The following is a 23,340-nucleotide window of genomic DNA, read 5'->3' as shown; positions in this document are numbered from 1 at the left end:
CGCCGCGGGATTCGCCCCCGCAGCGCTCGACTTCAGATTACTTGCCGGACGATGGCAGTGCCGGAATCGGCTCGGTCGGCGCCGGCAACGAGCTCGAATTCGCCGGTGGCGTGATGACTTCAGAGGCCGGTGTCGGCTCGACATTGCTCGCAGGTGCAATCGACGACGCCGCAGGCGCTGACGCCACAGGCGCCGATGCGGCAGAGACCGGCTCTATCGGCGCACTCACCGCTGGCGCTGGTGCAGCCGTCACCGGCTCGGCCGCCGCTGGTACGACAGGCGCTGGAGTTGGCGCTGGCGTCGCTGCGGGAGCAGGTGCTGGCGCTGCAGGGGCTGGCGTGGGTTCAGGCACACCCAGATCGGTCTTTGGCTTCTCGACGATATGCGCCTCTTTCTTCGCATCAGGCGGGAGGAACAGCTCTACCAGCGTGAAAAACCGCTCGTAGAACTTTCCGGACGACACGGTTTCACTGGCAACCTTGACCATCGAGTCATCGGAAGAACCAATCGGCATCGACACCGAGCCCAACACACCGACGCCGAGGCTGGCGGAGTTGTTGGTTTTCTTCAACGCATAGCGGTCCTGCAAGGCATTGGCAAACATCGTCGCGTGATGCTTGCTGTCTTCGGCGCAAACCACGTTGAAGCTGATCTCCATATGCGTGTCGCCGGTCTGCTGAAAACTCTTGTGACCGCTGATCAGTTTCGGGTCAGTGCTGGTGATGATGTAGCCCTGGCTCAACAATGCCCGACGAGCGGCCTCGCAGGAAGCGACATCGGTAACCGGGTATTTGCGTGAAAACGTCCCGGAATCATCGAAATTTTCATGCTCATAGATAGCCTGGTCCTTGGCGCAACCGGCTGCGGCTGCCAGTACCAACGCCAGCCCGGCGGCACGCACGTGGAATGATTTGAACATTGAACATCCTGAAGAAAACGATCCGGGGTGTATTGTGCAACAGATCACCCCGGAACGGCGCATGGATTAGTGTCTTGTAAACGTTACAAGTCTACTGACCATCGTTTACCGGAAAAAGTCGTACGCACAGATGATCGATGAATACCCGCAACTTGGCCGCCGCGTGGCGACTGGATGGCCAAAGCATCCAGAACGTTCCGCTGTACTCAAGGCATTCATCCAACACTCGCTGCAAGCGCCCCTGCTCCACAGCCTCGCGGACCATGAAATCCGGCAGGCAGGCAATCCCTAGCCCTTGTTGTACCACATGGTGCACGGCTTCAATGGAGGTAGTGACAAACCGCGTCGGCAACAGCGGTTCGCTGCCATCCACCAGTCGCCGCAACGGCCAGGGTTCCAGCTTGCCAGTGGCGTGGAGGGTATGGCGCAGGCAGGCATGCCCGGCGAGATCCTCCACAGTACGCGGTACACCCTGCCCGGCGAAGTATTCGGGCGTTGCCACCAACACCAATCGGAAACGCCCCAATTGACGCGCCATCAAGCGCGAGTCCTTCGGATTGCCGGTGCGTATCACCGCGTCGAATCCTTCTTCGACCACATCGACCATGCGATCGGACAGGTCGACGTCCAGTTCGATGTCTGGATAAAGTCGCATGAACTCGGTGAGTACCGGCATCACCAACCCGTGAACCTGCGGCACGCTAATGCGCAGTTTGCCCCGAGGCGCGCTGGCCGCACTGCACAATTCGAACTCAGCGGCCTCGACCTCAGCCAGAATCCTGCGGCAACGCTCCAGATACAGCGCACCTTCGGCGGTCAGGGTGATGCTGCGCGTACTGCGGTGGAACAGACGAACCGCCAAACGCTCTTCAAGTCGCGCAACGCTTTTGCCGACTGCCGATGAAGAAACACCCAGCAGGCGCCCGGCCTCGGTAAAACTGCGGGTGTCCGCAACCTGCACAAACACCGAAATACTGCCCAGGCTGTCCATCACACACTCCCAACATTACGGACATCCACGTCCTATAAGTTCGGAACCTTAGCCTGTTTTTCCGTAAGGCGCAGCGCCCTACCCTTGGCTCCGTAGTCATAACCTCTGATACGGACCTGAGCACATGAACGAACCTGAACTGACCACGCCGCTATTGGCGGCTGACCTGCGCCGCGCCGAACGACTTCCAATCGGCGGGCTGCTGGCACTGGCCTCTGCCGGCTTCATTACGGTCATGACCGAAGCGCTACCCGCCGGCCTGCTACCGCAAATGAGTGAAGACCTGGGCGTCTCGCAAGCGTTGATCGGTCAACTGGTCACGCTGTACGCCATCGGCTCGCTGCTGGCGGCCATTCCCCTGACCGTCGCCACCCAAGGCTGGCGCCGGCGCCCGTTGCTGCTGATTGCAATTGGTGGCTTCGCCCTCGTCAACAGTGTCACTGCGCTGTCCGACAACTATTGGCTGACATTACTGGCACGCTTGTTTGCCGGGGTCTTTGCCGGATTGCTCTGGGCGCTGCTGGCCGGTTACGCCAGCCGAATGGTTGCGCCGCACCTACAAGGCCGAGCGATTGCCGTGGCGATGCTTGGAGCGCCGCTGGCGCTATCCCTGGGCGTTCCCGCCGGGACCTTTCTCGGGACGGTCGCAGGCTGGCGTTCAAGCTTCGCCATCATGACCGGACTGACGGTGTTGCTGGTCGCCTGGGTGCGCTGGCAAATCCCGGACTTTGCCGGCCAAAGTGCCGAAAAACGCTTACCGGTGCGAAAGGTCATCGCCCTGCCGGGTTTAAAAGCCGTGCTGTTGGTGACGTTCGCCTATGTGCTGGCCCATAACATTCTCTACACCTACATAGCGCCCTTCCTGCAACCCGCCGGCCTCGCCGGACAAACCGATCAGGTGCTGCTGGTGTTTGGCCTCGCTGCGCTGCTGAGCATCTGGATCGTCGGCCTGTTGATTGATCGCTGGTTACGCGAGCTGGTGCTGATCAGTTGCGGGCTATTTACCTTGTCCGCGCTGATCCTGGCCTTTCGCAGCGGCTCACCGGCAGTGATCTACGGATCGGTCGTGATCTGGGGACTGGCCTTTGGCGGACTGGCGACGCTGCTGCAAACCGCCCTGGCGAAAACCGCAGGCGACTCGGCGGACACCGCGCAGTCGATGCTGGTGACGATGTGGAATCTGGGGATTGCCGGTGGAGGTCTGGCGGGCGGTATGTTGCTGGAAAGCCTCGGGGTGATGGCATTCCCGTGGGTTGTCAGCGGTTTGGTGGTGTTAAGCCTGCTGGTGGCATTGAACGCTCGGCGCCATGGCTTCCCGGCCACCCCTTGAACCGCACAAAACAAAAGACCCCGGCCTTTCGGCCAGGGTCTTTGTTTACAACCAACGGAGTCAGTCAGGCATCAGTAACGCTTGATGTCCGCCTGGCTTTCCAGCTGCTTGCGATAGGCAGCAAAGTCTTGCTGGCCAATGCGCGACGCAAGGAAACGACGATACTGAGCCTTCTCTTCTTCAGAAGGAGCAGCGGCTTCGTTCACACCGTTCAGACGTACGATCACCAGACTACCATCGGTCAGGGTCACGCTGCTGAATGTCGGCTTGTCCTTCGCGGCAGGCTTTGGCATACGGAACAACGCTTGCAGCACGGTTGGGTCAACCCCTTCCTGAGCACGAGTCGCCGCATTGGTGACTTTCCAGCTTTGGCTTGCGACCGGTGTCTTGCCATCACGCAGACTGGCGATCAGCTCATCAGCCTTGGTCTTGGCAGCAGCACTGGCGTGCTCCTTGGTCAATTGCACACGGATGCTCGCAGCGACGCTTTCCAGCGGCAACTGTTCAGGCTTGCGATGCTCTTTGGCACGCAGCACCACGACAGTTTCCGGATCCAGCTCGATGCCGGTGCTGTTGGCACCTTCATCCAGTACTTCCGGGCTGAATGCTGCAGTGACCACGGCACGGTTGGCCGCGATACCTTCGCCACCTTCACGGCCAAACGGCGCGGACGTGTGAACGGTCAGTTTCAGGTCCTGAGCCGGTTGAGCCAGATCGGAGGCTTCGAACGAGGAGTCTTCCAACTGCTTGGTCGCGTCAACAAAGCGCTGCTCGACCTGCTGGGTTTTCAGTTCCTTGGTCAGCTTGTCTTTCAGGCTGGCGAAGCTTGGCACTTGAGGTGCTTCAACACCCAACAGCTTGATCAGGTGGAAACCGAAATCAGTGCGCACCGGAGCCGATACCTGATCCTTGTTCAACGCATACAGTGCTTTCTCAAAGACCGGATCGTAAACGCCTGGGCCAGCGTAACCGAGGTCACCGCCATTGGCTGCCGAACCTGGATCCTGCGAGAACTCCTTGGCCAGGGCCTCAAATCTCTCACCTTTGGCCAGGCGCGCCTGGACCTCTTCGATCTTCGCCTTGGCTTGCGCCTCGTTCACCTTGTCATTCACTTCGATCAGAATGTGCGCAGCCCGGCGTTGTTCGGCCAGGTTCGCGGTTTCTTTCTGATACAGCGCTTGCAGGTCTTCGTCCTTGACGGCGACCTGATCAAAGAAGGAAGCCTTCTTCAACTCGAGGTAATCGATGACCACCTGATCCGGCGTCATGAACTCTTTGGCGTGTTCGTCGTAGTAAGCCTTGACCTCTTCGTCGGTCAGTTTCACCGCAGCAGGATCTGCCTTGACGTTCAGGGTCGCGAAATCGCGGGTCTGTTTTTCCAGACGAGCGAAAGCCTGCACCTGTGCATCGGTGACGAAACCGCTACCTGCCAGACCGGCACGCAGTTGGCCGATCAGCATTTCCTGAGCCAGCATCTGGCGGAACTGCATACGGCTGTAGCCCAACTGACGGATCACCTGGTCGAAACGCTCAGTACTGAACTTGCCGTCGACCTGGAATTCAGGCGTTTGCAGGATCACTTGGTCCAGTGCTGCTTCGGAGAAAGCGAATTTCGATTTTTCTGCGCCTTGCAGCAACAGTTTGCGGTCGATCAGCCCTTTCAGAGCGGCTTCGCGCAGCATTTTTTCATCAAGCAAGGAAGCATCGAAATCCTTGCCCAGCTGTTGCATGAGCTGACGGCGTTGCATATCAACCGCCTGACTCAGCTCGTTCTGGCTGATTTCTTCACCATTGACCTTGGCCGCATCATTGCGGTGGGTAGTGGCCTTGAAGATGGCGTCGAAACCGGTCAAAGCCATCAGTGCAACGATGACCCCGATAATGGTCTTGGCAATCCAGCCTTGTGAATTGTCCCTGATATTCTGCAGCATGCGTCCCCCAGAAACGGTTGAACTTCAATTTAGGCAACCGTGGAGCGTGGGTAGAATCCGGATAGAAGAAAGGCGCATCCGAGGATGCGCCTTCTCGTAACTGGCGGAGCGGACGGGGCTCGAACCCGCGACCCCCGGCGTGACAGGCCGGTATTCTAACCGACTGAACTACCGCTCCGCTGCCAAGTCAGGAATGACCCCGACCCGGATAGGCAAAAAACCGAGTGAGGCTTAGTTAACAGCTTCTTTCAGTGCTTTACCGGCTTTGAAACCTGGTTTTTTGGCTGCTGCGATTTCCAGCGTCTTACCGGTCTGTGGGTTACGACCAATGCGAGCTGGACGATCTGTTACGGAAAAAGTACCGAAACCAACCAGAACAACAGAGTCGCCAGCCTTGAGAGCGCCAGTGACGGATTCGATTACAGCGTCCAGCGCACGGCCAGCAGCGGCTTTCGGGATATCAGCGGATGCAGCGATAGCATCAATCAGTTCCGACTTGTTCACTCTAAGTCCCCTTATATCTATTTGAGATGATTCTAAGTTTTTTGGTAAAAGCAAAAACGAGTGCTGAATGGCCTACAGACACTTAAGAGCCGCTTTATAACAAGGGCTCTAAAAAGCTGTCAAGGAAGCCCCCCAGGCTAATACGTACTAGTGCGTGCTAATTCTTTCCTTAGAGTCAGACTCGCGTTTCTCATCCTTTGCAACTATCTCGGGAGCCACATCCGGCAAGGGCTCCGGCGCGTATTGCAGCGCAATTTGCAGGACTTCGTCAATCCATTTAACCGGTTTAATCTGAAGATCTTGCTTGATATTGTCAGGAATTTCCTTCAAATCGCGAACGTTCTCTTCAGGAATGATCACAGTCTTGATTCCGCCGCGGTGTGCCGCCAGCAGTTTTTCCTTAAGACCACCGATCGCCAGCACCTGGCCGCGCAAGGTGATTTCGCCGGTCATGGCAACATCAGCGCGCACAGGAATCCCGGTCAAAGCTGACACCAGTGCCGTGCACATGCCTACACCCGCACTAGGACCGTCTTTGGGCGTCGCCCCTTCCGGCATGTGGATGTGGGTGTCGCGTTTTTCGTGGAAGTCCAGCGGGATCCCCAGGCTTTTCGCGCGGCTGCGAACAACCGTCAGCGCAGCGGTGATCGATTCGACCATGACATCGCCCAGCGAACCGGTCTTGATCAACTGACCTTTGCCCGGCACAACCGCGGCTTCGATGGTCAGCAACTCGCCGCCCACCTGAGTCCAGGCCAGGCCCGTCACTTGACCGATCTGGTCTTGTTGCTCGGCCAGGCCGTAGCGGAACTTACGCACGCCAAGGAAGTGTTCCAGCAGCTCGGCAGTGACCTTCACCGAGAAGCGTTTTTCCATCGCATGCTCTTTGACCGTCTTGCGGCAAACCTTGGCAATCTGGCGCTCAAGCCCACGTACACCGGCTTCACGGGTGTAGTAACGAATGATGTCGCGGATCGCCTCGGCGTCGAATTCCAGCTCGCCTTTTTTCAAGCCGTTGGCCTGAATCTGCTTGGGCGAAAGGTATTTGACGGCAATGTTGATCTTCTCGTCTTCGGTGTAACCCGGCAGACGAATCACTTCCATCCGGTCGAGCAGCGCCGGCGGAATGTTCATCGAGTTCGACGTGCAAAGGAACATCACATCGGACAGGTCGTAGTCGACTTCCAGATAGTGATCGTTGAAATTGTGGTTCTGCTCAGGATCGAGTACTTCCAGCAAAGCCGACGCCGGATCGCCACGCATGTCGCTGCCCATCTTGTCGATTTCGTCGAGCAAGAAAAGTGGGTTGCGCACGCCAACCTTTGTCATCTTTTGAATCAATCTTCCTGGCATCGAACCGATATAAGTCCGGCGATGACCACGAATTTCCGCCTCATCGCGTACACCGCCGAGGGCCATGCGTACAAATTTGCGATTGGTTGCGTGGGCAATCGACTCCGCCAGGGAGGTTTTACCAACCCCAGGAGGACCGACCAGGCACAAAACCGGGCCGCGAATTTTCTTCACGCGTTTTTGCACGGCGAGGTATTCGAGAATCCGCTCTTTGACTTCTTCCAGACCATAGTGGTCGGCGTCGAGAATGTCTTCTGCGCGCGCAAGATCCAGACGAACCTTGCTTTGAGCCTTCCACGGCACCTGAACCAGCCAGTCGAGGTAGGAGCGCACAACCGTCGCTTCGGCAGACATTGGCGACATTTGCTTCAGCTTGTTCAGCTCGGCCTGGGCCTTGATCAGCGCGTCTTTTGGCAAGCCTGCGGCATCGATGCGTTTTTTCAGCTCTTCGACTTCGTTATGGCCTTCTTCGCTATCGCCCAACTCTTTCTGAATGGCCTTCATCTGCTCATTCAGGTAGTACTCACGCTGGCTGCGCTCCATTTGCTTTTTGACGCGGCCACGAATGCGTTTTTCGACTTGCAGCAGATCGATCTCGGCGTCCAGCAATGCCAGAACGTGCTCGACCCGGGCCGACAAATCGATGATTTCGAGGATTTCCTGCTTCTGCTCGATCTTCAGCGCCATGTGCGCGGCCATGGTATCGACCAGGCGACTTGGCTCATCGATGCTGTTGAGCGACGACAGGACTTCAGCCGGAACCTTCTTGCCCAACTGAACGTATTGTTCAAATTGCGACAGCAAACTGCGGACAAACACTTCCGACTCGCGCTCGGGAGCGTCGACTTCGTCAATCAGCGAAACCTCGGCACGGCAATGGCCGTCGACTTCACTGAAACGCTCGACCGCACCACGCTGTTCGCCCTCAACCAGCACTTTGACCGTGCCGTCAGGCAGCTTGAGCAGCTGCAGAACCGTCGCGATAGTACCTACGCGATAAAGTGCGTCTTCACCGGGATCGTCGTCAGCAGGGTTTCTCTGAGCCAGCAGAAGGATCTGCTTGTCGCCCGTCATCGCGGCCTCGAGGGCTTCGATAGATTTCTCGCGCCCCACGAACAGCGGGATAACCATGTGCGGATAAACCACAACATCACGCAATGGCAGGAGAGGCAATTCGATGGTTGTCTTCATGATTTCGCCTCTACGGCGGCCATAAGGCCGGAAACAGATGGAAGTAAGCTTGAAACCAAGATGGGGGCTGCTTTCGAAAAAAACAAGCTGATTAAAAAACCACTTAAAAGATCGTCCGAATTCGGCCCGAACCTGCGGCAGCTCCTACAAAAGCAAAGGGGCCCGAAGGCCCCTTCTTTAATCCAGCAGTGCGACGCTTACGCGTCTGGCGCCGCCTTGGCAGCCGGCTCACTGTTTTCGTAGATATACAGTGGCTTGGACTTGCCTTCTATAACGCTTTCATCGATCACTACTTTACTCACCTCGGACTGCGAGGGGATTTCATACATAGTGTCGAGCAGTACACCTTCGAGGATCGACCGCAATCCACGAGCACCTGTTTTACGTTCCAGTGCGCGCTTGGCGACCGATTTCAGTGCATCGGCCCGGAACTCCAGGTCAACACCTTCCATCTCGAACAGCTTGGCATACTGTTTGGTCAAAGCATTTTTCGGCTCGGTGAGGATCTGCATCAGAGCAGCCTCGTCGAGCTCGTCCAGCGTCGCAAGAACCGGCAGACGACCGACGAATTCCGGGATCAGACCGAACTTGACCAGATCGTCAGGCTCGACTTCACGCAGGGACTCACCCACCTTCTTGCCTTCTTCCTTGCTGCGAACTTCTGCGTTGAAGCCAATACCGCCACGGGTGGAACGGTTTTGAATAACCTTTTCCAGACCGGAGAACGCACCGCCGCAGATGAACAGGATGTTACGGGTGTCGACCTGAAGGAATTCCTGCTGCGGGTGCTTGCGACCACCTTGAGGCGGAACGGAAGCGACCGTACCTTCGATCAACTTGAGCAGAGCCTGCTGCACGCCTTCACCGGAAACGTCCCGGGTGATCGACGGGTTGTCAGACTTGCGCGAAATCTTGTCGATTTCATCGATGTAGACGATGCCCATTTGAGCTTTTTCTACGTCGTAATCGCACTTCTGCAACAGTTTCTGAATGATGTTTTCAACGTCTTCACCTACGTAACCCGCCTCGGTGAGGGTGGTTGCGTCAGCGATGGTGAAAGGCACATTCAGCAAACGGGCCAGAGTTTCAGCAAGCAGGGTTTTACCCGAGCCTGTAGGGCCGATCAGCAAGATGTTGCTTTTGCCGAGTTCGACATCGTCATTCTTTTTGTCACGCTGGTTGAGGCGTTTGTAGTGGTTATACACCGCTACGGCCAAAACCTTTTTCGCACGCTCCTGACCAATCACGTACTGATCAAGGATGCCGCTGATTTCTTTAGGCGAAGGCAATTTATGCGCGCTGCTTTCGGCCTGTGCTTCCTGCACCTCCTCGCGGATGATGTCGTTGCACAGGTCGACGCACTCGTCGCAGATAAAGACCTAGGGGCAGTCAATCAATTTACGCACTTCATGCTGGCTTTTGCCACAGAAGGAGCAATAGAGCAGCTTGCCGTTGTCCTCGCCGTTGCGGGTGTCAGTCATTCGATCGATCCAAATCCGATAGGCTTGCAACACAAGATGAAGGCAATTGCGGGCTTTTTCAAGCCCGCTGGTGGCCAGTTAAACCAACCACCTGCATTTGAGCTGCTTAGGCGGGCATTTTACGTTTGTCGATCACGGAGTCGATCAGGCCGTATTCAGCCGCACGCTCTGCGCTCATGAAGTTGTCACGTTCGGTGTCGCGCTCAATGGTTTCGAGGCTCTGACCAGTGTGATGAGCCAACAACGAGTTCAGGCGCGAACGAATATGGAGGATTTCCTTGGCATGGATGTCGATGTCCGACGCCTGACCCTGGAAACCGCCCAATGGCTGGTGAATCATCATGCGCGAGTTCGGCAGGCAGTAACGCTTGCCAGCAGCACCACCGGCAAGCAGGAAAGCACCCATGCTGCAGGCCTGACCGATACAGGTGGTGGAAACGTCAGGTTTGATGAACTGCATGGTGTCGTAGATCGACATGCCCGCAGTCACCGAACCGCCTGGTGAGTTGATGTAAAGATGGATGTCCTTGTCCGGATTTTCCGCTTCAAGGAACAGCAGTTGCGCCGCGACCAGGTTGGCCATGTAGTCTTCTACCGGGCCGACAAGGAAAATCACTCGCTCCTTGAGGAGGCGCGAATAGATATCATAGGCACGTTCGCCACGGGCGGACTGCTCGATAACCATCGGGACCAGACCACCTGCGGCCTGGATGTCAGAGCTCTGCTGATAATAAGAATTGCGGGACATGTCTCGCAGTCACTCCCAAATAGTTATGTCTTGAATACGCATAAGCCAGCTCGAAAGCTGGCTTATGGTGTGTGCTTCTAACGCAAAAACAATCAGTCGGCTTGTGGAGCTTCTACCGGCTTGACCGCTTCTTCGTAAGAGACCGATTTGTCGGTCACGCTAGCTTTCTGCAGAACAGTATCCACAACTTGCTCTTCCAGCACAACCGAACGGACTTCGTTCAGTTGCTGGTCGTTCTTGTAGTACCAGGACACGACTTGCTCAGGCTCCTGATAAGCCGAAGCCATTTCCTGAATCAGCTCGCGAACGCGGGTTTCGTCAGGCTTGAGGTCGTATTGCTTGACCACCTCAGCAACCACCAGACCCAGCACAACGCGACGCTTGGCTTGTTCTTCGAACAGCTCGGCCGGCAGTTGATCAGGCTTGATATTGCCACCGAACTGCTGAACAGCCTGAACGCGCAGACGATCAACCTCGTTGGACAGCAGAGCCTTTGGCACTTCGATCGGGTTGGCAGCCAGCAGACCGTCCATCACCTGATTCTTGACCTTGGATTTGATCGCCTGACGCAGCTCGCGCTCCATGTTCTTACGAACTTCGGTGCGGAATCCGTCGATGCCAGACTCTTTGATACCGAACTGAGCGAAGAATTCTTCAGTCAATTCAGGCAGTTTCGGCTCGGAAACAGTGTTTACAGTCACGGTGAACTCGGCTGCTTTGTTAGCCAGGTCCAGGTTCTGATAGTTCTCAGGGAAGGTCAGGTTCAGAACGCGTTCTTCGCCCGCTTTAGCGCCAACCAGGCCTTCTTCGAAGCCAGGGATCATGCGACCGGAACCCAGAACCAGCTGAGTGCCCTTGGCGGAACCACCAGCGAACACTTCACCGTCAACCTTGCCAACGAAATCGATGTTCAGTTGGTCTTCGTTCTGAGCGGCACGATCGGCAATTTCAAAACGAACGTTCTGCTTGCGCAGGATTTCCAGCATTTTGTCCAGATCGGCGTCCGCCACGTCAGCGCTCAGGCGCTCGACAGCGATGGATTCGAAGCCGGCAACGGTGAACTCAGGGAACACTTCGAACGTTGCAACGAATTCCAGATCCTTGCCCTTCTCCAGGACTTTAGGCTCTACCGAAGGAGCGCCAGCCGGGTTCAGCTTTTGCTCGACAATAGCTTCGTAGAAAGAAGCCTGGATCACATCGCCTACAGCTTCCTGACGCGCATCAGCTTCATAACGCTGACGGATCACGCTCATTGGCACTTTGCCAGGACGGAAGCCTGCAATTTTGGCCTTTTGGGCAGTCTGCTGCAGACGCTTGTTGACTTGAGTCTCAATGCGCTCAGCTGGCACGGTGATGCTCATGCGGCGCTCAAGAGCAGAAGTATTTTCAACAGAAACTTGCATGGATATTCCTCGTTGCACAGACGTTAGCCGGCCGTTTCCGACCCCAGAATCAAGGGCATGCATTCTAGTGGGTCAAACTCAAGAAGTCACCCTACTGAAAACGGGTAAAAAAGCAGCAGGCAATTTATCGGCGGGGACAAGCGGTTGAGCCTCGCCATGGGAGCAAATACAGCGAATCACGCCAGGGCTCTGCGCCAACCCTTCTCACCTTCTATATATAAGCAAGAAGGATCCAGCAGTCACATCCCTGACTGCCGATCTCACAAGGAGACCGACGGGCATATCGGGCATCATCGAGAAACACATTATCGAGAGAAACACGTTGTCGACGAACCGAGCACCCTACCAGCACAAAATCTGCGGCCGCATGGAAAACCACGGCCGACTGAAACAAAAACGGCGCAGACCCTTTCAGGTTCTGCGCCGTTTTCTGCTATTAACATAGCGACTTAACTGGTGCGGACGGAGAGACTCGAACTCTCACACCTTGCGGCGCTGGAACCTAAATCCAGTGTGTCTACCAATTCCACCACATCCGCGTATCAAGCTTTTAAAGCAAAGGCGCCAGATTATTAATCTGGCGCCTTTCTAAATATGGGGTGGACGAAGGGGATCGAACCCTCGACAACGGGAGTCACAATCCCGTGCTCTACCAACTGAGCTACGCCCACCATATTGCCATGTTGCGTTACTTGTGCCAAAGCTGCCTAATGGCGCACCCGGCAGGACTCGAACCTGCGACCATCCGCTTAGAAGGCGGATGCTCTATCCAGCTGAGCTACGGGCGCCTTGTTAATCTGTATTCTTGGACGATTACAAACTAAGTGCTTTCAGTCTCACCGAATTAGACATCAACTCTGCTCGACCTTCTTAACCAGTGCTAGGCTGTGCCCGACAAGTGCGACGAATGTTATAGGTGAGCCTGAAGGTCGTCAACTCTTTTTTGAAAAAAATTCATTTAATTAAAGGGCTTAGGGGAATTTGCAGACCAAGCGCCTTTGCCCTCACGTCCTGACATGCGAGAATGCGTTCTCTTTTCTTCCCCCTCTCGATGGTTAATCACGCGCAATGACTGCACAACTAATCGACGGCAAATCGATCGCCGCCAGCCTGCGCCAGCAGATCGCCAAACGTGTCGCCGAGCGTCGCCAGCAAGGTCTGCGCACGCCCGGCCTCGCGGTGATCCTGGTCGGCAGCGATCCCGCCTCTCAGGTTTATGTCTCGCACAAGCGTAAAGACTGTGAAGAGGTCGGCTTCCTCTCCCAAGCCTATGACCTGCCCTCCGAAACCACCCAGCAAGCCCTGACCGATCTGATCGACCGTCTTAATGACGACCCGAATATCGATGGCGTGCTGCTGCAGCTTCCTCTGCCTGAGCACCTGGACGCGTCCAAACTGCTGGAGCGCATTCGTCCGGATAAAGACGTGGATGGTTTCCATCCTTATAACGTCGGCCGCCTGGCACAACGCATCCCTCTGCTGCGCCCGTGCACCCCTAAAGGCATCATGACCTTGCTGGAAAGCACAGGTGCCGATCTTTACGGGATGGATGCAGTGATCGTCGGCGCTTCCAATATCGTCGGTCGTCCGATGGCGATGGAATTGCTGCTGGCCGGTTGCACCGTGACCGTGACCCACCGCTTCACCAAGGATCTGGCCGGCCACGTCGGTCGCGCCGATCTGGTCGTAGTCGCCGCCGGCAAACCTGGCCTGGTTAAAGGCGAGTGGATCAAGGACGGCGCCATCGTCATCGACGTCGGCATCAACCGCCAGGAAGACGGCAAGCTGGTAGGCGATGTGGTTTATGAAACCGCCCTGCCCCGCGCCGGCTGGATTACTCCAGTACCTGGCGGTGTCGGCCCGATGACCCGCGCCTGCCTGCTGGAAAACACGCTGTACGCAGCGGAAACCCTGCACGGCTGAGTCAAGGTTTGTTCTGCAGCACAAACCAGAACCCCGCCAATTGGCGGGGTTCTTTTTTTTATGGCAACAAAACCTCCGGCATCAGGCCGGGGCGTTCACATCAGCAGCGATACAATCACTGACCCTATCAAGATCCACAAGCGCTGAAAGGACGTACAGGCATAAAAAAACCCGACGCCATGGCCGGGTTTTTTCTTTCGTGTTGCACTAAGTCAGCTGAACACGTTGCCTTGAAATAAAGGAGTTCACACCAACAACTTCATTTAGATCATGGCATCTCTTCAGACACTACTTTGTAATCCTCAAGAATGGATCGAAGTTCATCTGCTTCCCATCCATTATAAGTGTTGCCGAGTACTGCTGATCTCCAGTAAAACCATGCGGTTCGACCCGACCCTGCCAGTAATTACCTGACGGACTGGTCACTGACTGAGGTACGCAAATACCATCGTTGACCATCTGACCCGTGAAAGCATAGATCTCTACATCACTGGAAGGAGAGACAGGCGCTACGGTCCAGTTAATGTATTGCCCAGCCTTACACACCGTATAAAGCTCCGCCTGACCCTCATTACCCGAGCCGACGTGTTTATTACTGTCTATCAGGTACACATTATCCTGGAGATTGCCTGATGCCAGAGCGCCCTCGACATCGACAACAATCAAAACATCTACTGAGTTCATCACACTATTCCTTTTGTGTAAGTTGTCTTTAGCGTTGTCAAGCCGCTTGAACCATCGACACCTGGGCGCGTGCTCGCTTAGGGGAGAAGCATGAGGTGTCCGGACAGCGCACATCCACGCCTTTCCATAGGCTTTAGCAGAAGGCATGAATTGCATTCAATGCCCGGTCACAAACTACCCAGCCATGCACTCGGATCAAAAAACCAACTCGCAACATTTCACTGAGTCGGCAGCGTTAGCGACACTCGGCCGTATACAGTCTTTCCGTGATCGGGCCTGATGACGTTGTATAACATTGTCGTTCAATGCGAGGGTGAGATTAGCACCGCCGATTTAAAAGTAAAGGCACGACCTCCCCACTATAAAAATAAAAAGCCCTACAGTAACGCCATATTTTTGGCGAAACTTTTCCTCAGTAACAATAACCACCACAAACTGATACGCAAACACCTTACATACAAGGCTAAATAGCTGGCATTTCACGCGACAGAATTTTGAACTGCACCACCGACAACCACAACCCGTTGTGATCATTGGAAATTACAGATACCCCTCCAACTTTATATGCCAACAATCACTTCAATGGTTACAACTGCTTTATAGAGCATTTCTCTATATCTATTTTAAAGTTAAATTCGCTATTAATAGTCCTGGCGCCATGACCGTTCGAAATAATCCGCCTGCCTCATCAGCCCACCCTCACATGACCGCACGAAGCCGTATCGTCGTACGCCAAAGCAATCATGCTGCATGCCTCCCAAGCATCGCTGAAGCCCGAAAATCAGACTGTTACAGAGTCGATACACCCTAAAATATTTTTCATCTGAAGCACCGCTATAGCAGGCGTATAGCGCTTTCCTGTCGCATACTCATAAAATGTAACGTTTTACCTAGAAAGCCCGTTGCAGAACGGCATATCCATACCTTAGCGAGTCCGCCCGCGTGAAAATCCGCCTATCTATCCTGAGCCTTTTTTTTGTACTTACAGGCCCTCTTGTCACGTCAAACGTCTACGCACGTGAAACCACCGCGGCGCCCCGAGACACCTCACATCTGCGCATCGCTTCCGGCAGCGCGATGCTGATCGACCTGCAAACCGACAAAGTCATCTACGCCAGCAACCCGGACGTGATCGTGCCGATCGCCTCGGTGACCAAATTGATGACCGGGCTGATCGTGCTGGACGCCAAACAGAATATGGACGAGTACATTTCCGTGTCGATCAGCGACACCCCGGAAATGAAAGGTGTGTTCTCCCGAGTCAAACTCAATAGCGAACTGTCGCGCAGGGAAATGCTGCAGATTGCACTGATGTCCTCGGAAAATCGCGCCGCCGCGAGCCTGGCCCACCACTACCCTGGCGGTTACGCGGCCTTTATCGCCGCGATGAACGCCAAGGCCAAGGCGCTGGGCATGACCAGCACCCATTACGTCGAGCCGACCGGCCTTTCAGTCCACAACGTTTCCACGGCCCGCGACCTGAGCAAATTGCTCCAGGCGGCACGCAAGTACCCGATGCTGAGCCAACTGAGCACCACCAAGGAAAAAACCGTGACGTTCCGCAGGCCCAACTATTCCCTGGGCTTTCACAACACCGACCACCTGATCAACAAGGCCAACTGGGACATCAAGCTGACCAAGACCGGCTTTACCAACCAGGCTGGCCACTGCCTGGTATTGGTCACCACCATGGGTAATCGCCCGGTGTCGCTGGTGATTCTCGACGCCTTCGGCAAATACACCCACTTCGCGGACGCCGGACGGATTCGCCAATGGGTTGAAACCGGCAAGAGCACTTCTGTGCCGAATGTTGCTCTGCAATACAAAGCCGAGAAAAACCTGAAACATCGTCAAGGCAATGGCATGGCGCAGACCGGCAAATAAGCGCATTAAAAAAGGCCCGCGACGCGAGTCGGGGCCTTTATCGATGACGGCGCCTCAAGGCGCCGTTTTTATTCGGCTCGATTAATGGGCAGTCAACGCTTTGGTCGCCTTGGCTGCAGCCTGCTCCTGTCCAGCCCGCGCCAGATCGTTAGCGGCGTTGAGCCAGCGCTGCTGGTCAACCTGGGCCGGAATCTGGGTCGGCCCCTGAATCAGCACCGCCCAACCGCCAGCGTTCTGGAAAGCGGATTCAAACGACTTGAAGCCCATCAACAAATGGCGGTCCATTCCTGAACGCAGCAGCACCGTCTGCTTGTGACGGTTGTAGCCGGCAAGAATCGCGTACCTTGGCTCTTTCCAGAATGCCGAGCCCTCACTGAAGCGCAGCAACACCGGGTAACCCGCCGCGACCTGAGTCAGCAACGCCGGCAGATTGCTGTCCAGCGGATACACGACCATCCCGTATTCACGCGCCAGGTTCTGCATGTTCTGCTGCAACTGCTCCTCGGCGCCCGGCAGGTGCAGCGGCTTGTCGAGTAATCCCGGGGTAATCACGATGCCTTGCTGGGAAAGCATGCTGGCCAGGGATTGCGGTCCGCTTTGATAGGCTTCGCCTCGGTAAAACGGCATACCACTGAGCTCGACGCGCTCTGGCAGACGCTGGATTTCAGGTTGCACGCTCCCGGCACAACCGGCCAGGCTCAAGACACAGGCCGCTGCCAGCAAGGCGAAGCGGAATCGGGGAAATACCGGCAACATCATCACTCACTTGTTCAGGCGCCAGGCAATCGGTCTCCCGGCTTCGACCATGATCATAGCAGCGGTATAGCCTTTAACGGCAGTCGCGTGCAGCTGATAGAGCGAACTGGTTGATGACTCACGACTATTGGTCAATTGCCTGCAACACATCAACGACTAGACTGCCCCTTACAAAGAGTGTGTGCTCGAAGCAGGGCAAAGAGGAGGCACGGATGAGCCTGACGATGATAATCCTGATGCTGATCGGTGGCTGGCTGGCCGTGGCCGCCGCGATGCTGTGGGGTGTGTTGCGCATTACCCGCAGACACCATCATGCGCATGTTCAACCTGCGGCCCCCGTCAAAACCGAGAAACCTGCCCGACGCCACGCCACGGCGCACTGATCGATTCGTTTTTAATCCCCTATAAAACAAAACGGCCGTCTGCACACTTTCAAGCGCAGACGACCGTCCAGTTTTACTTTACCGCTTACGCTTCAGCTTCTGCCGCGACCCGCTTCTCCCGGGCCCGACGTGACAGCATGTTCAGACCTTCAATCGTTGCCGAGAACGCCATGGCCGCATAGACGTAGCCTTTCGGTACGTGGGCGCCGAAGCCTTCGGCAATCAGGGTCATGCCGATCATGATCAGGAAACCCAGAGCCAGCATCACCACCGTCGGGTTGTCGTTGATGAACCTGGCCAGAGGCTCAGCTGCGAACAACATCACCAGCACCGACACCAACACCGCGATGATCATGATCGGCAAATGCTCGGTCATGCCGACAGCAGTGATGATGCTGTCGATGGAAAACACCATGTCGAGCATCAGGATCTGACCGATTGCCGCGGCAAAGCCCAATGTCACGCCAGACGTTTGCGACTTCGGGTCCTCCGGCGACGGGTCCATGCTGTGATGGATTTCGCTGGTCGCCTTCCACAACAGGAACAGACCGCCCGCGATCAGGATCATGTCTTTCCAGGAGAACGCATGATTGAACAGTTCAATCACCGGCTCAGTCAGTTGCACGATGAACGCGATGGTGCTCAGCAAGCCCAGACGCAGGACCAACGCCATGCTGATACCGATACGGCGTGCTTTGGCACGGTGTTGCACGGGCAGCTTGTTGGTCAGGATCGAGATGAAGATCAGGTTATCGATACCCAGCACGATTTCCATCACGATCAAAGTAGCCAGGGCGACCCAGGCTGTGGGGCTTGCAGCAAGTTGTAAAAGATAGTCCATGGGTCAGTCCTGACTCGGTGTTAGACGGATTAGATTTCCTGCGACGTGCGTGGCTTTTTCTCGCTGTCGTCAGCTGGTTTTTCCTTGTTGCCGACGATGTTCCCGGTGGCATCGCTCAGCGCTTGTTCTGCCGCCTTATGGGTATCGTCGATCACCTGCCTGGCGGTTTCAGCGGCTTTTCCCATCAATTGCTGAGCGCTTTTCTCGGCCTGGTCACAGCCGGTCAGCAGCAGCGCGGAAACGGCCAGCAGCGAGATGGCGGTCAGGGATTTGAGCTTCATCATGCGTTCCTCAATAGAACTGACAGGGCCAAGGTAGTGGCCCGTCGATAGCGAGGCATTCTAAGGAGACGAACACTTCAGGAAAATTCGTATTTTCAGCAGCTATACTTCGGTTTTTACGAATCGGCGCTTCGCATGCTCAATTATCGGCAATTGCATTACTTCTGGGTCGTGGCCAAAACCGGCAGCATCGTGCGCGCCTGCGAGCAACTGAACCTGACCCCACAGACCATCAGCGGGCAGATCAGCCTGCTGGAGCAAACCTACGGGATAGAGCTGTTTCAGCGGGTCGGTAGGCAACTTGAACTGACCGAGGCCGGGCGTCAGACATTACCCTACGCCGAGCAGATGTTTCAGTTGGGCGGCGAATTGGAGGCAATGCTGCGGGCACCGCCCAATGAACAACAGATTCTGTTTCGGGTGGGCGTCGCCGATGTGGTGCCCAAATCCATCGTCTATCGCCTGATCGCGCCGACCATGGAGTTGAGTGAGCCGCTGCGCATTACCTGTCGCGAGGACAAACTGGAACGCTTGCTGGCCGACCTGGCCATTCAGCGGCTGGACCTGGTGATCTCCGACAGCCCGATGCCCTCACACCTGGACATCAAGGGCTACAGCCAGAAGCTCGGTGAATGCGGCATCAGCTTTTTCGCCACGAAGGAGCTTGCACAACGCTACGGCAAAGACTTCCCACGCTGCCTGCACGGCGCTCCGCTGCTGATTCCGGGGCAGGAAACCGTAGTGCGCAATCGCTTACAGCGCTGGTTCGCCGAACAGCAGATTCAGCCGCGCATTGTGGGCGAGTTCGATGACAGTGCCCTGATGCAGGCGTTCGGCCAATCCGGCAGCGGGATTTTCATTGGCCCGAGCGTGATTGCCGATGAGGTGAGACGACAGTACGGCGTCGAGTTGATTGGGCAAACCGATGCGGTGACCGAGTCGTTTTACGCGATCTCGGTGGAGCGCAAGGTCAAGCACCCCGGAATTGTCGCCATTACCGAAGGTGCCCGACGCGAGCTGTTTACCGCTCTTTAATGCTTCAGGCGCAGACGACCGGGGCTTTGACCTTCATCAGCAACAGCGCCAGCACAATCGACACCAGGATAAAACCGGCCGCCGCAAACCCCAGGCTACCGAGACCCAGGGTATCGATCACGTGCCCACCGACCATCGCCCCCAAGCCAATCCCCAGATTGGCCCCGGCGATGTTCAGCGACGCAGCAAAGGCTGGCGCCTGCGGGGCGGCCTTCATCAGGCGCACATGGCTGACCAGGAACAACGCGGCCTGAGTCACACCCCAGATACCCATTGCCGCCGCCAATCCCAGCGTCGAATGGATACTCGGCACCAGCGCCACCATGCCGCCGATCATGAAGCCACAAAACACCATCGACGCGATCAACGGATGGCGGTCGACCATGCGCCCGCCCAGCGAGTTGCCGATCAACCCGACTGCGCCAAAGCCCATCAGGCACCAGCCGACCACGGTGCCGTTGAAACCGGCCAGTCGCTCAAGGATGTCAGCCAGGTAGGTGTAAGCGGTAAACATCCCGCTGAAGACCAGAATCGACAACAGCACGTGCCCCTGCATCAAAGGGCTACGCAGAATCTTGAACTGCGAACGGAAGCTCACCTGCTGGTTGTGGAGATTGGTTTTCGGCAAATAGATAAACAACAACAGCGCCTTGGCAAAGGCAATGACCGCGAGAATACCGAACGCCGTGCGCCAGCCGAACGCATCGGAAATCAACGTACCGACGGGGATCCCGAACACGGTCGCGCAGACAATTCCGAAACCGATTTTGGCAATCGCTCGCCCGGCGTAGTCCGGCCCGACGATGTCCACCGCCGTTTCACTGGCCAGCGCCCAGAACACCGGCAGACCCAACGCCGGTATCAGCCGCGCGACTGCCATCACACCAATGTTCGGTGCCATGGCCGCCAGGGTGTTCGCCAACCCGAACATGATCAGCACGCTGATAAACAGACGCCGACGCTCAAAGCGTGCGAAGTACGCGGTCAGGAACGGTCCGAAGGCGGCGACGGTAAACGCGAACAAGGTCACCAGCAATCCCGCCTGGGAAACGCTGACGTCGAGGTCGCGAGCAATCGACGGCAACAGACCGACGATGATGAATTCTGTGGTCAGCACGGTGAAACCGGCGGCTGACAACAACAGGATGGGCAACAGCATGGGTAACTCCAGAAAACGACAACGCCAGCGACAGCCCAAGGGCTCACTGAGGGGAGATGTAAAAGAGGATGGCGAAGCTTATCAGAGTGTGTCCGACAGCGCTGAGGCAAACCTGACCTATCAACTTAAACACTCGGGCGGCAGATCGTCACAGGCCTGATCGCCGGTATTACTCTGGCGCTCTTCGCGCCCGAGGTGGCGAAGTCCACCGCGTAATAACGCTGCACCAACAAAAAGCCCGCCAAGGTTCACACCTTGGCGGGCTTTTTCGTATCCGGCAGGTTTAGAACGCGCCCATGTAATCGCGCTTGCCGACTTCAACACCGTTGTGACGCAGGATCGCGTAGGTGGTGGTGACGTGGAAGAAGAACTGCGGCAAGCCGTAGGTCAGCAGATAAGCCTGGCCACTGAAGCGTTTTTCTTTCGGGGTGCCTGGACGGGTAACGATCTCGATACCTTCCTTGCCATTGATTTGCTCAGGCTTGATGCCTTCGATGAAGGACAGCACCTTGGTGATCAGTGCTTGCAGCTCGGCGAAGGTCACTTCGGTATCGTCGTACTTCGGCAGTTCAACTTCGGCCAGACGGGCAGAAACGCCTTTGGCGAAATCAACGGCGATCTGCACCTGGCGCACCAGCGGGAACATATCCGGGTACAGACGCGCTTGCAGGAAAGCATTCGGCTCGATGTTTTTGGCGGTGGCGTGAGCTTCGGCCTTGTTCAGAACGTCGCTCAACGCGTTGAGCATTTGCTTGAAGACCGGAACGGAAGCAGCGTACAGAGAAATAGTCATGGCAGTCTCGTTGGGTGGCGGGTGCTGTGAAAGGAGTGAAACGTGGCGCGATTATAGCCATGCTTGAAGCACCGTGCGGCTTGTCTTTTATCGCGCAAGGATTAGGCTAGGCGGCTTCGACAGCATAGGGAAAGCGCGATGAGCACCGAACAAGAGACGTCCACCGATGAACTGCGGCTGAGCAGCACGGAGCTGCGGATTCTCGGCTCTTTGATCGAGAAACAGGCGACCAGCCCGGAAACCTATCCGCTGACCCTTAACGCACTGGTCATCGCCTGTAACCAGAAAACCAGCCGGGAACCAGTGATGAACCTCAGTCAGGGCCAGGTCGGGCAAAGTCTGCGTGCCCTGGAAGGTCGTGGCTTCACCAAACTGGTCATGGGTAGTCGCGCCGATCGTTGGGAGCATCGACTCGACAAGGCGCTGGAGCTGGTGCCGGCCCAGGTTATTCTGGCCGGCTTGCTGTTTCTGCGCGGTCCGCAGACGGTCAACGAACTGCTGACACGCAGCGGCCGCATGCACGACTTCGAAGATGCCGAACAGGTTGTCCATCAACTGGAACGCTTGATTGCCCGCGGTCTCGCGATGTTGTTGCCACGCCAGTCGGGCCAACGCGAAGACCGCTACATGCACGCACTGGGCGACCCGGCAGATATCGAAGCGATCCTCGCCGCCCGCCAGAACCCGGCGGAACGCGGCGCCAGCGGTGGTGTGTCGGCGGAACGCATCGAAGAGCTTGAAGCGCGGATTGCGGCCCTGGAAGAGCGTCTGGCGCGCCTCGAATAACACCGCAGTTTTTATCTGGCGAAGGAGCAAGCTCCCTCGCCATTGATGTTCATCTGCTAACTGCGGGCGAACGCCACGGCCTTCTGGAACTGCTCATCGCTGGGGCGCACGCCGGTGTACAGCACAAACTGTTCAAGCGCTTGAATGGCGATGACTTCAAGCCCGGTGATGACCCGCTTGCCCGCCGCACGAGCGCGCATGATCAGCGGGGTTTCCGAGGGGATCGCCACCACATCGAAGACAGTTTCTGCTGCATCGATGGCGTCGGCGTCGAAGGCCAGTTGATCGGCCTCCGCGCCACCGGTCATGCCAATCGGCGTGACATTGACCAGCATCCGCGGGCGCTCGCTGCCGAGTTCTGCTTGCCAGCGATAACCCAGCGATTTGGCCAGGGCACGACCGGCGCTCTCGTTGCGCGCCACGATCGATCCGTTTTTATAGCCACCGTCACGCAAGGCGCTGGCCACCGCTTTGGCCATCCCGCCACTGCCGCGCAAGGCGAACGTCGAGTCCTGCGGCACGGCATGGGTTTTGAGCAGTTGCTCGATGGCGATGTAATCGGTGTTGTAAGCCTTGAGGTGTCCGTTGGTGTTGACGATCGTATTGATCGAGGCAATGGCCTCAGCCGACGCGTCCAGCTCATCGACCAGTGCGATGCAGGCTTCCTTGAAAGGCATCGACACGCCACAGCCGCGAATACCCAAGGCACGAATCCCGCCAATCGCCCCCGGCAGATCCTGACTGCTGAACGCCTTGTAATAGAAATTCAGGCCCAGTTGCTCATACAAATGGTTGTGGAAACGCAGGCCGAAATTCCCGGGGCGCCCAGACAGCGACATGCACAGTTGGGTGTCTTTATTCGGGTTCATCAGCATGTGGATCTCCTTCAAATTGCACTTTCAGATGGACGGGATTAGCCAGCCCGCCGGGTTTATCGGATCATGGCGCGGCACTTGGCCCGACT

20 protein-coding genes, 4 tRNA genes and 1 pseudogene are annotated in these 23,340 nt (G+C 56.5%); 6 read left to right on the top strand and 19 right to left on the bottom strand.

Annotation, left to right across the window (positions count from 1 at the left end; all coding sequences use genetic code 11):
• Window positions 1–37: 37 nt before the first annotated feature.
• Both ACIPIN_RS07540 and ACIPIN_RS07535 read right to left on the bottom strand, forming a co-directional pair.
• Window positions 38–919 (bottom strand): DUF2242 domain-containing protein, encoded by an 882-nt coding sequence (locus tag ACIPIN_RS07540; RefSeq protein WP_401117131.1) that lies wholly within the window; start codon window positions 917–919, stop codon window positions 38–40.
• 91 nt (window positions 920–1,010) lie between these two features.
• Window positions 1,011–1,910: a LysR family transcriptional regulator gene (locus tag ACIPIN_RS07535; protein ID WP_401117129.1), complete on the bottom strand. Its 900-nt coding sequence runs from the start codon at window positions 1,908–1,910 to the stop codon at window positions 1,011–1,013.
• 124 nt (window positions 1,911–2,034) lie between these two features.
• Between ACIPIN_RS07535 and ACIPIN_RS07530 the strand changes: the two genes are divergently transcribed.
• Complete coding sequence (locus ACIPIN_RS07530; RefSeq protein ID WP_401117128.1) at window positions 2,035–3,240, top strand: MFS transporter; 1,206 nt, start codon at window positions 2,035–2,037, stop codon at window positions 3,238–3,240.
• Between the two features lie 71 nt (window positions 3,241–3,311).
• Here the strand turns inward: ACIPIN_RS07530 and ACIPIN_RS07525 are convergent, their stop codons facing one another.
• The 10 genes and pseudogenes from ACIPIN_RS07525 to ACIPIN_RS07480 form a co-directional block, all read right to left on the bottom strand.
• The gene (locus ACIPIN_RS07525; protein ID WP_401117126.1) at window positions 3,312–5,171 is read right to left on the bottom strand and encodes a SurA N-terminal domain-containing protein; all 1,860 of its coding nucleotides are present in this window, start codon (window positions 5,169–5,171) and stop codon (window positions 3,312–3,314) included.
• Window positions 5,172–5,272: 101 nt separating this feature from the next.
• Window positions 5,273–5,349, bottom strand: a tRNA-Asp gene (locus tag ACIPIN_RS07520).
• 53 nt (window positions 5,350–5,402) lie between these two features.
• Complete coding sequence (locus ACIPIN_RS07515) at window positions 5,403–5,675, bottom strand: HU family DNA-binding protein (protein WP_002552737.1); 273 nt, start codon at window positions 5,673–5,675, stop codon at window positions 5,403–5,405.
• A gap of 147 nt (window positions 5,676–5,822) precedes the next feature.
• Entirely contained in the window at window positions 5,823–8,219 is a 2,397-nt protein-coding gene (lon, locus tag ACIPIN_RS07510) for an endopeptidase La (protein WP_401117125.1), read from the bottom strand.
• A gap of 197 nt (window positions 8,220–8,416) precedes the next feature.
• Window positions 8,417–9,700: pseudogene (gene clpX, locus ACIPIN_RS07505) on the bottom strand (ATP-dependent Clp protease ATP-binding subunit ClpX).
• A 106-nt stretch (window positions 9,701–9,806) separates the two neighbouring features.
• Window positions 9,807–10,448 (bottom strand): ATP-dependent Clp endopeptidase proteolytic subunit ClpP, encoded by a 642-nt coding sequence (clpP, locus tag ACIPIN_RS07500; RefSeq protein ID WP_019692758.1) that lies wholly within the window; start codon window positions 10,446–10,448, stop codon window positions 9,807–9,809.
• A 92-nt stretch (window positions 10,449–10,540) separates the two neighbouring features.
• On the bottom strand, window positions 10,541–11,851 hold the full coding sequence (gene tig / locus ACIPIN_RS07495; RefSeq protein ID WP_103316154.1) for a trigger factor: 1,311 nt from the start codon (window positions 11,849–11,851) through the stop codon (window positions 10,541–10,543).
• A gap of 454 nt (window positions 11,852–12,305) precedes the next feature.
• Window positions 12,306–12,390: transfer RNA gene (locus ACIPIN_RS07490), tRNA-Leu, on the bottom strand.
• 56 nt (window positions 12,391–12,446) lie between these two features.
• Window positions 12,447–12,522: transfer RNA gene (locus ACIPIN_RS07485), tRNA-His, on the bottom strand.
• Window positions 12,523–12,562: 40 nt separating this feature from the next.
• Window positions 12,563–12,639, bottom strand: a tRNA-Arg gene (locus ACIPIN_RS07480).
• A gap of 280 nt (window positions 12,640–12,919) precedes the next feature.
• Between ACIPIN_RS07480 and folD the strand changes: the two genes are divergently transcribed.
• Window positions 12,920–13,774, top strand: a complete 855-nt coding sequence (gene folD / locus ACIPIN_RS07475; protein ID WP_401117123.1) for a bifunctional methylenetetrahydrofolate dehydrogenase/methenyltetrahydrofolate cyclohydrolase FolD — start codon at window positions 12,920–12,922, stop codon at window positions 13,772–13,774.
• Between the two features lie 288 nt (window positions 13,775–14,062).
• Here the strand turns inward: folD and ACIPIN_RS07470 are convergent, their stop codons facing one another.
• Window positions 14,063–14,458 carry a hypothetical protein gene (locus tag ACIPIN_RS07470; RefSeq protein ID WP_401117121.1) on the bottom strand — a complete coding sequence of 132 codons (396 nt, stop codon included), beginning with the start codon at window positions 14,456–14,458 and terminating at the stop codon, window positions 14,063–14,065.
• Window positions 14,459–15,400: 942 nt separating this feature from the next.
• On the opposite strand from ACIPIN_RS07470, the gene pbpG reads away from it, so the two are divergent.
• Window positions 15,401–16,342 (top strand): D-alanyl-D-alanine endopeptidase, encoded by a 942-nt coding sequence (gene pbpG, locus ACIPIN_RS07465; protein WP_401117119.1) that lies wholly within the window; start codon window positions 15,401–15,403, stop codon window positions 16,340–16,342.
• Window positions 16,343–16,423: 81 nt separating this feature from the next.
• On the opposite strand, the gene ACIPIN_RS07460 is transcribed toward pbpG, so the two are convergent.
• Entirely contained in the window at window positions 16,424–17,101 is a 678-nt protein-coding gene (locus ACIPIN_RS07460) for a peptidase C39 family protein (RefSeq protein ID WP_401117117.1), read from the bottom strand.
• A gap of 209 nt (window positions 17,102–17,310) precedes the next feature.
• Here ACIPIN_RS07460 and ACIPIN_RS07455 point away from each other — a divergent pair, with 209 nt between their 5' ends.
• The gene (locus tag ACIPIN_RS07455) at window positions 17,311–17,481 is read left to right on the top strand and encodes a hypothetical protein (protein ID WP_401117115.1); all 171 of its coding nucleotides are present in this window, start codon (window positions 17,311–17,313) and stop codon (window positions 17,479–17,481) included.
• An 85-nt stretch (window positions 17,482–17,566) separates the two neighbouring features.
• Here ACIPIN_RS07455 and ACIPIN_RS07450 read toward each other — a convergent pair whose 3' ends face one another.
• Together ACIPIN_RS07450 and ACIPIN_RS07445 are read right to left on the bottom strand one after the other, a co-directional pair.
• Window positions 17,567–18,322: a TerC family protein gene (locus tag ACIPIN_RS07450; protein WP_401117113.1), complete on the bottom strand. Its 756-nt coding sequence runs from the start codon at window positions 18,320–18,322 to the stop codon at window positions 17,567–17,569.
• 29 nt (window positions 18,323–18,351) lie between these two features.
• Window positions 18,352–18,603 (bottom strand): hypothetical protein, encoded by a 252-nt coding sequence (locus ACIPIN_RS07445; protein WP_401117112.1) that lies wholly within the window; start codon window positions 18,601–18,603, stop codon window positions 18,352–18,354.
• Window positions 18,604–18,738: 135 nt separating this feature from the next.
• Here ACIPIN_RS07445 and nhaR point away from each other — a divergent pair, with 135 nt between their 5' ends.
• Complete coding sequence (gene nhaR / locus ACIPIN_RS07440; protein WP_401117110.1) at window positions 18,739–19,638, top strand: transcriptional activator NhaR; 900 nt, start codon at window positions 18,739–18,741, stop codon at window positions 19,636–19,638.
• A 4-nt stretch (window positions 19,639–19,642) separates the two neighbouring features.
• Here the strand turns inward: nhaR and ACIPIN_RS07435 are convergent, their stop codons facing one another.
• Entirely contained in the window at window positions 19,643–20,797 is a 1,155-nt protein-coding gene (locus ACIPIN_RS07435; protein ID WP_401117108.1) for an MFS transporter, read from the bottom strand.
• Window positions 20,798–21,080: 283 nt separating this feature from the next.
• Entirely contained in the window at window positions 21,081–21,590 is a 510-nt protein-coding gene (locus tag ACIPIN_RS07430) for a DUF1993 family protein (protein ID WP_401117106.1), read from the bottom strand.
• A gap of 138 nt (window positions 21,591–21,728) precedes the next feature.
• On the opposite strand from ACIPIN_RS07430, the gene ACIPIN_RS07425 reads away from it, so the two are divergent.
• A complete protein-coding gene (locus ACIPIN_RS07425; protein ID WP_401117104.1) occupies window positions 21,729–22,376 on the top strand; it encodes a YceH family protein in 648 nt (215 codons plus the stop codon).
• A 56-nt stretch (window positions 22,377–22,432) separates the two neighbouring features.
• Here the strand turns inward: ACIPIN_RS07425 and ACIPIN_RS07420 are convergent, their stop codons facing one another.
• Complete coding sequence (locus tag ACIPIN_RS07420; protein WP_401117102.1) at window positions 22,433–23,251, bottom strand: shikimate 5-dehydrogenase; 819 nt, start codon at window positions 23,249–23,251, stop codon at window positions 22,433–22,435.
• Between the last annotated feature and the right edge of the window lie 89 nt (window positions 23,252–23,340).

Origin of the sequence: Pseudomonas sp. NPDC087697 (assembly GCF_044743155.1) — a bacterium.
In the GTDB taxonomy this organism is placed as follows: domain Bacteria; phylum Pseudomonadota; class Gammaproteobacteria; order Pseudomonadales; family Pseudomonadaceae; genus Aquipseudomonas.
The sequence above is the reverse complement of the archived record's forward strand: the minus strand, read 5'-3'. Positions and strand labels throughout refer to the sequence as shown.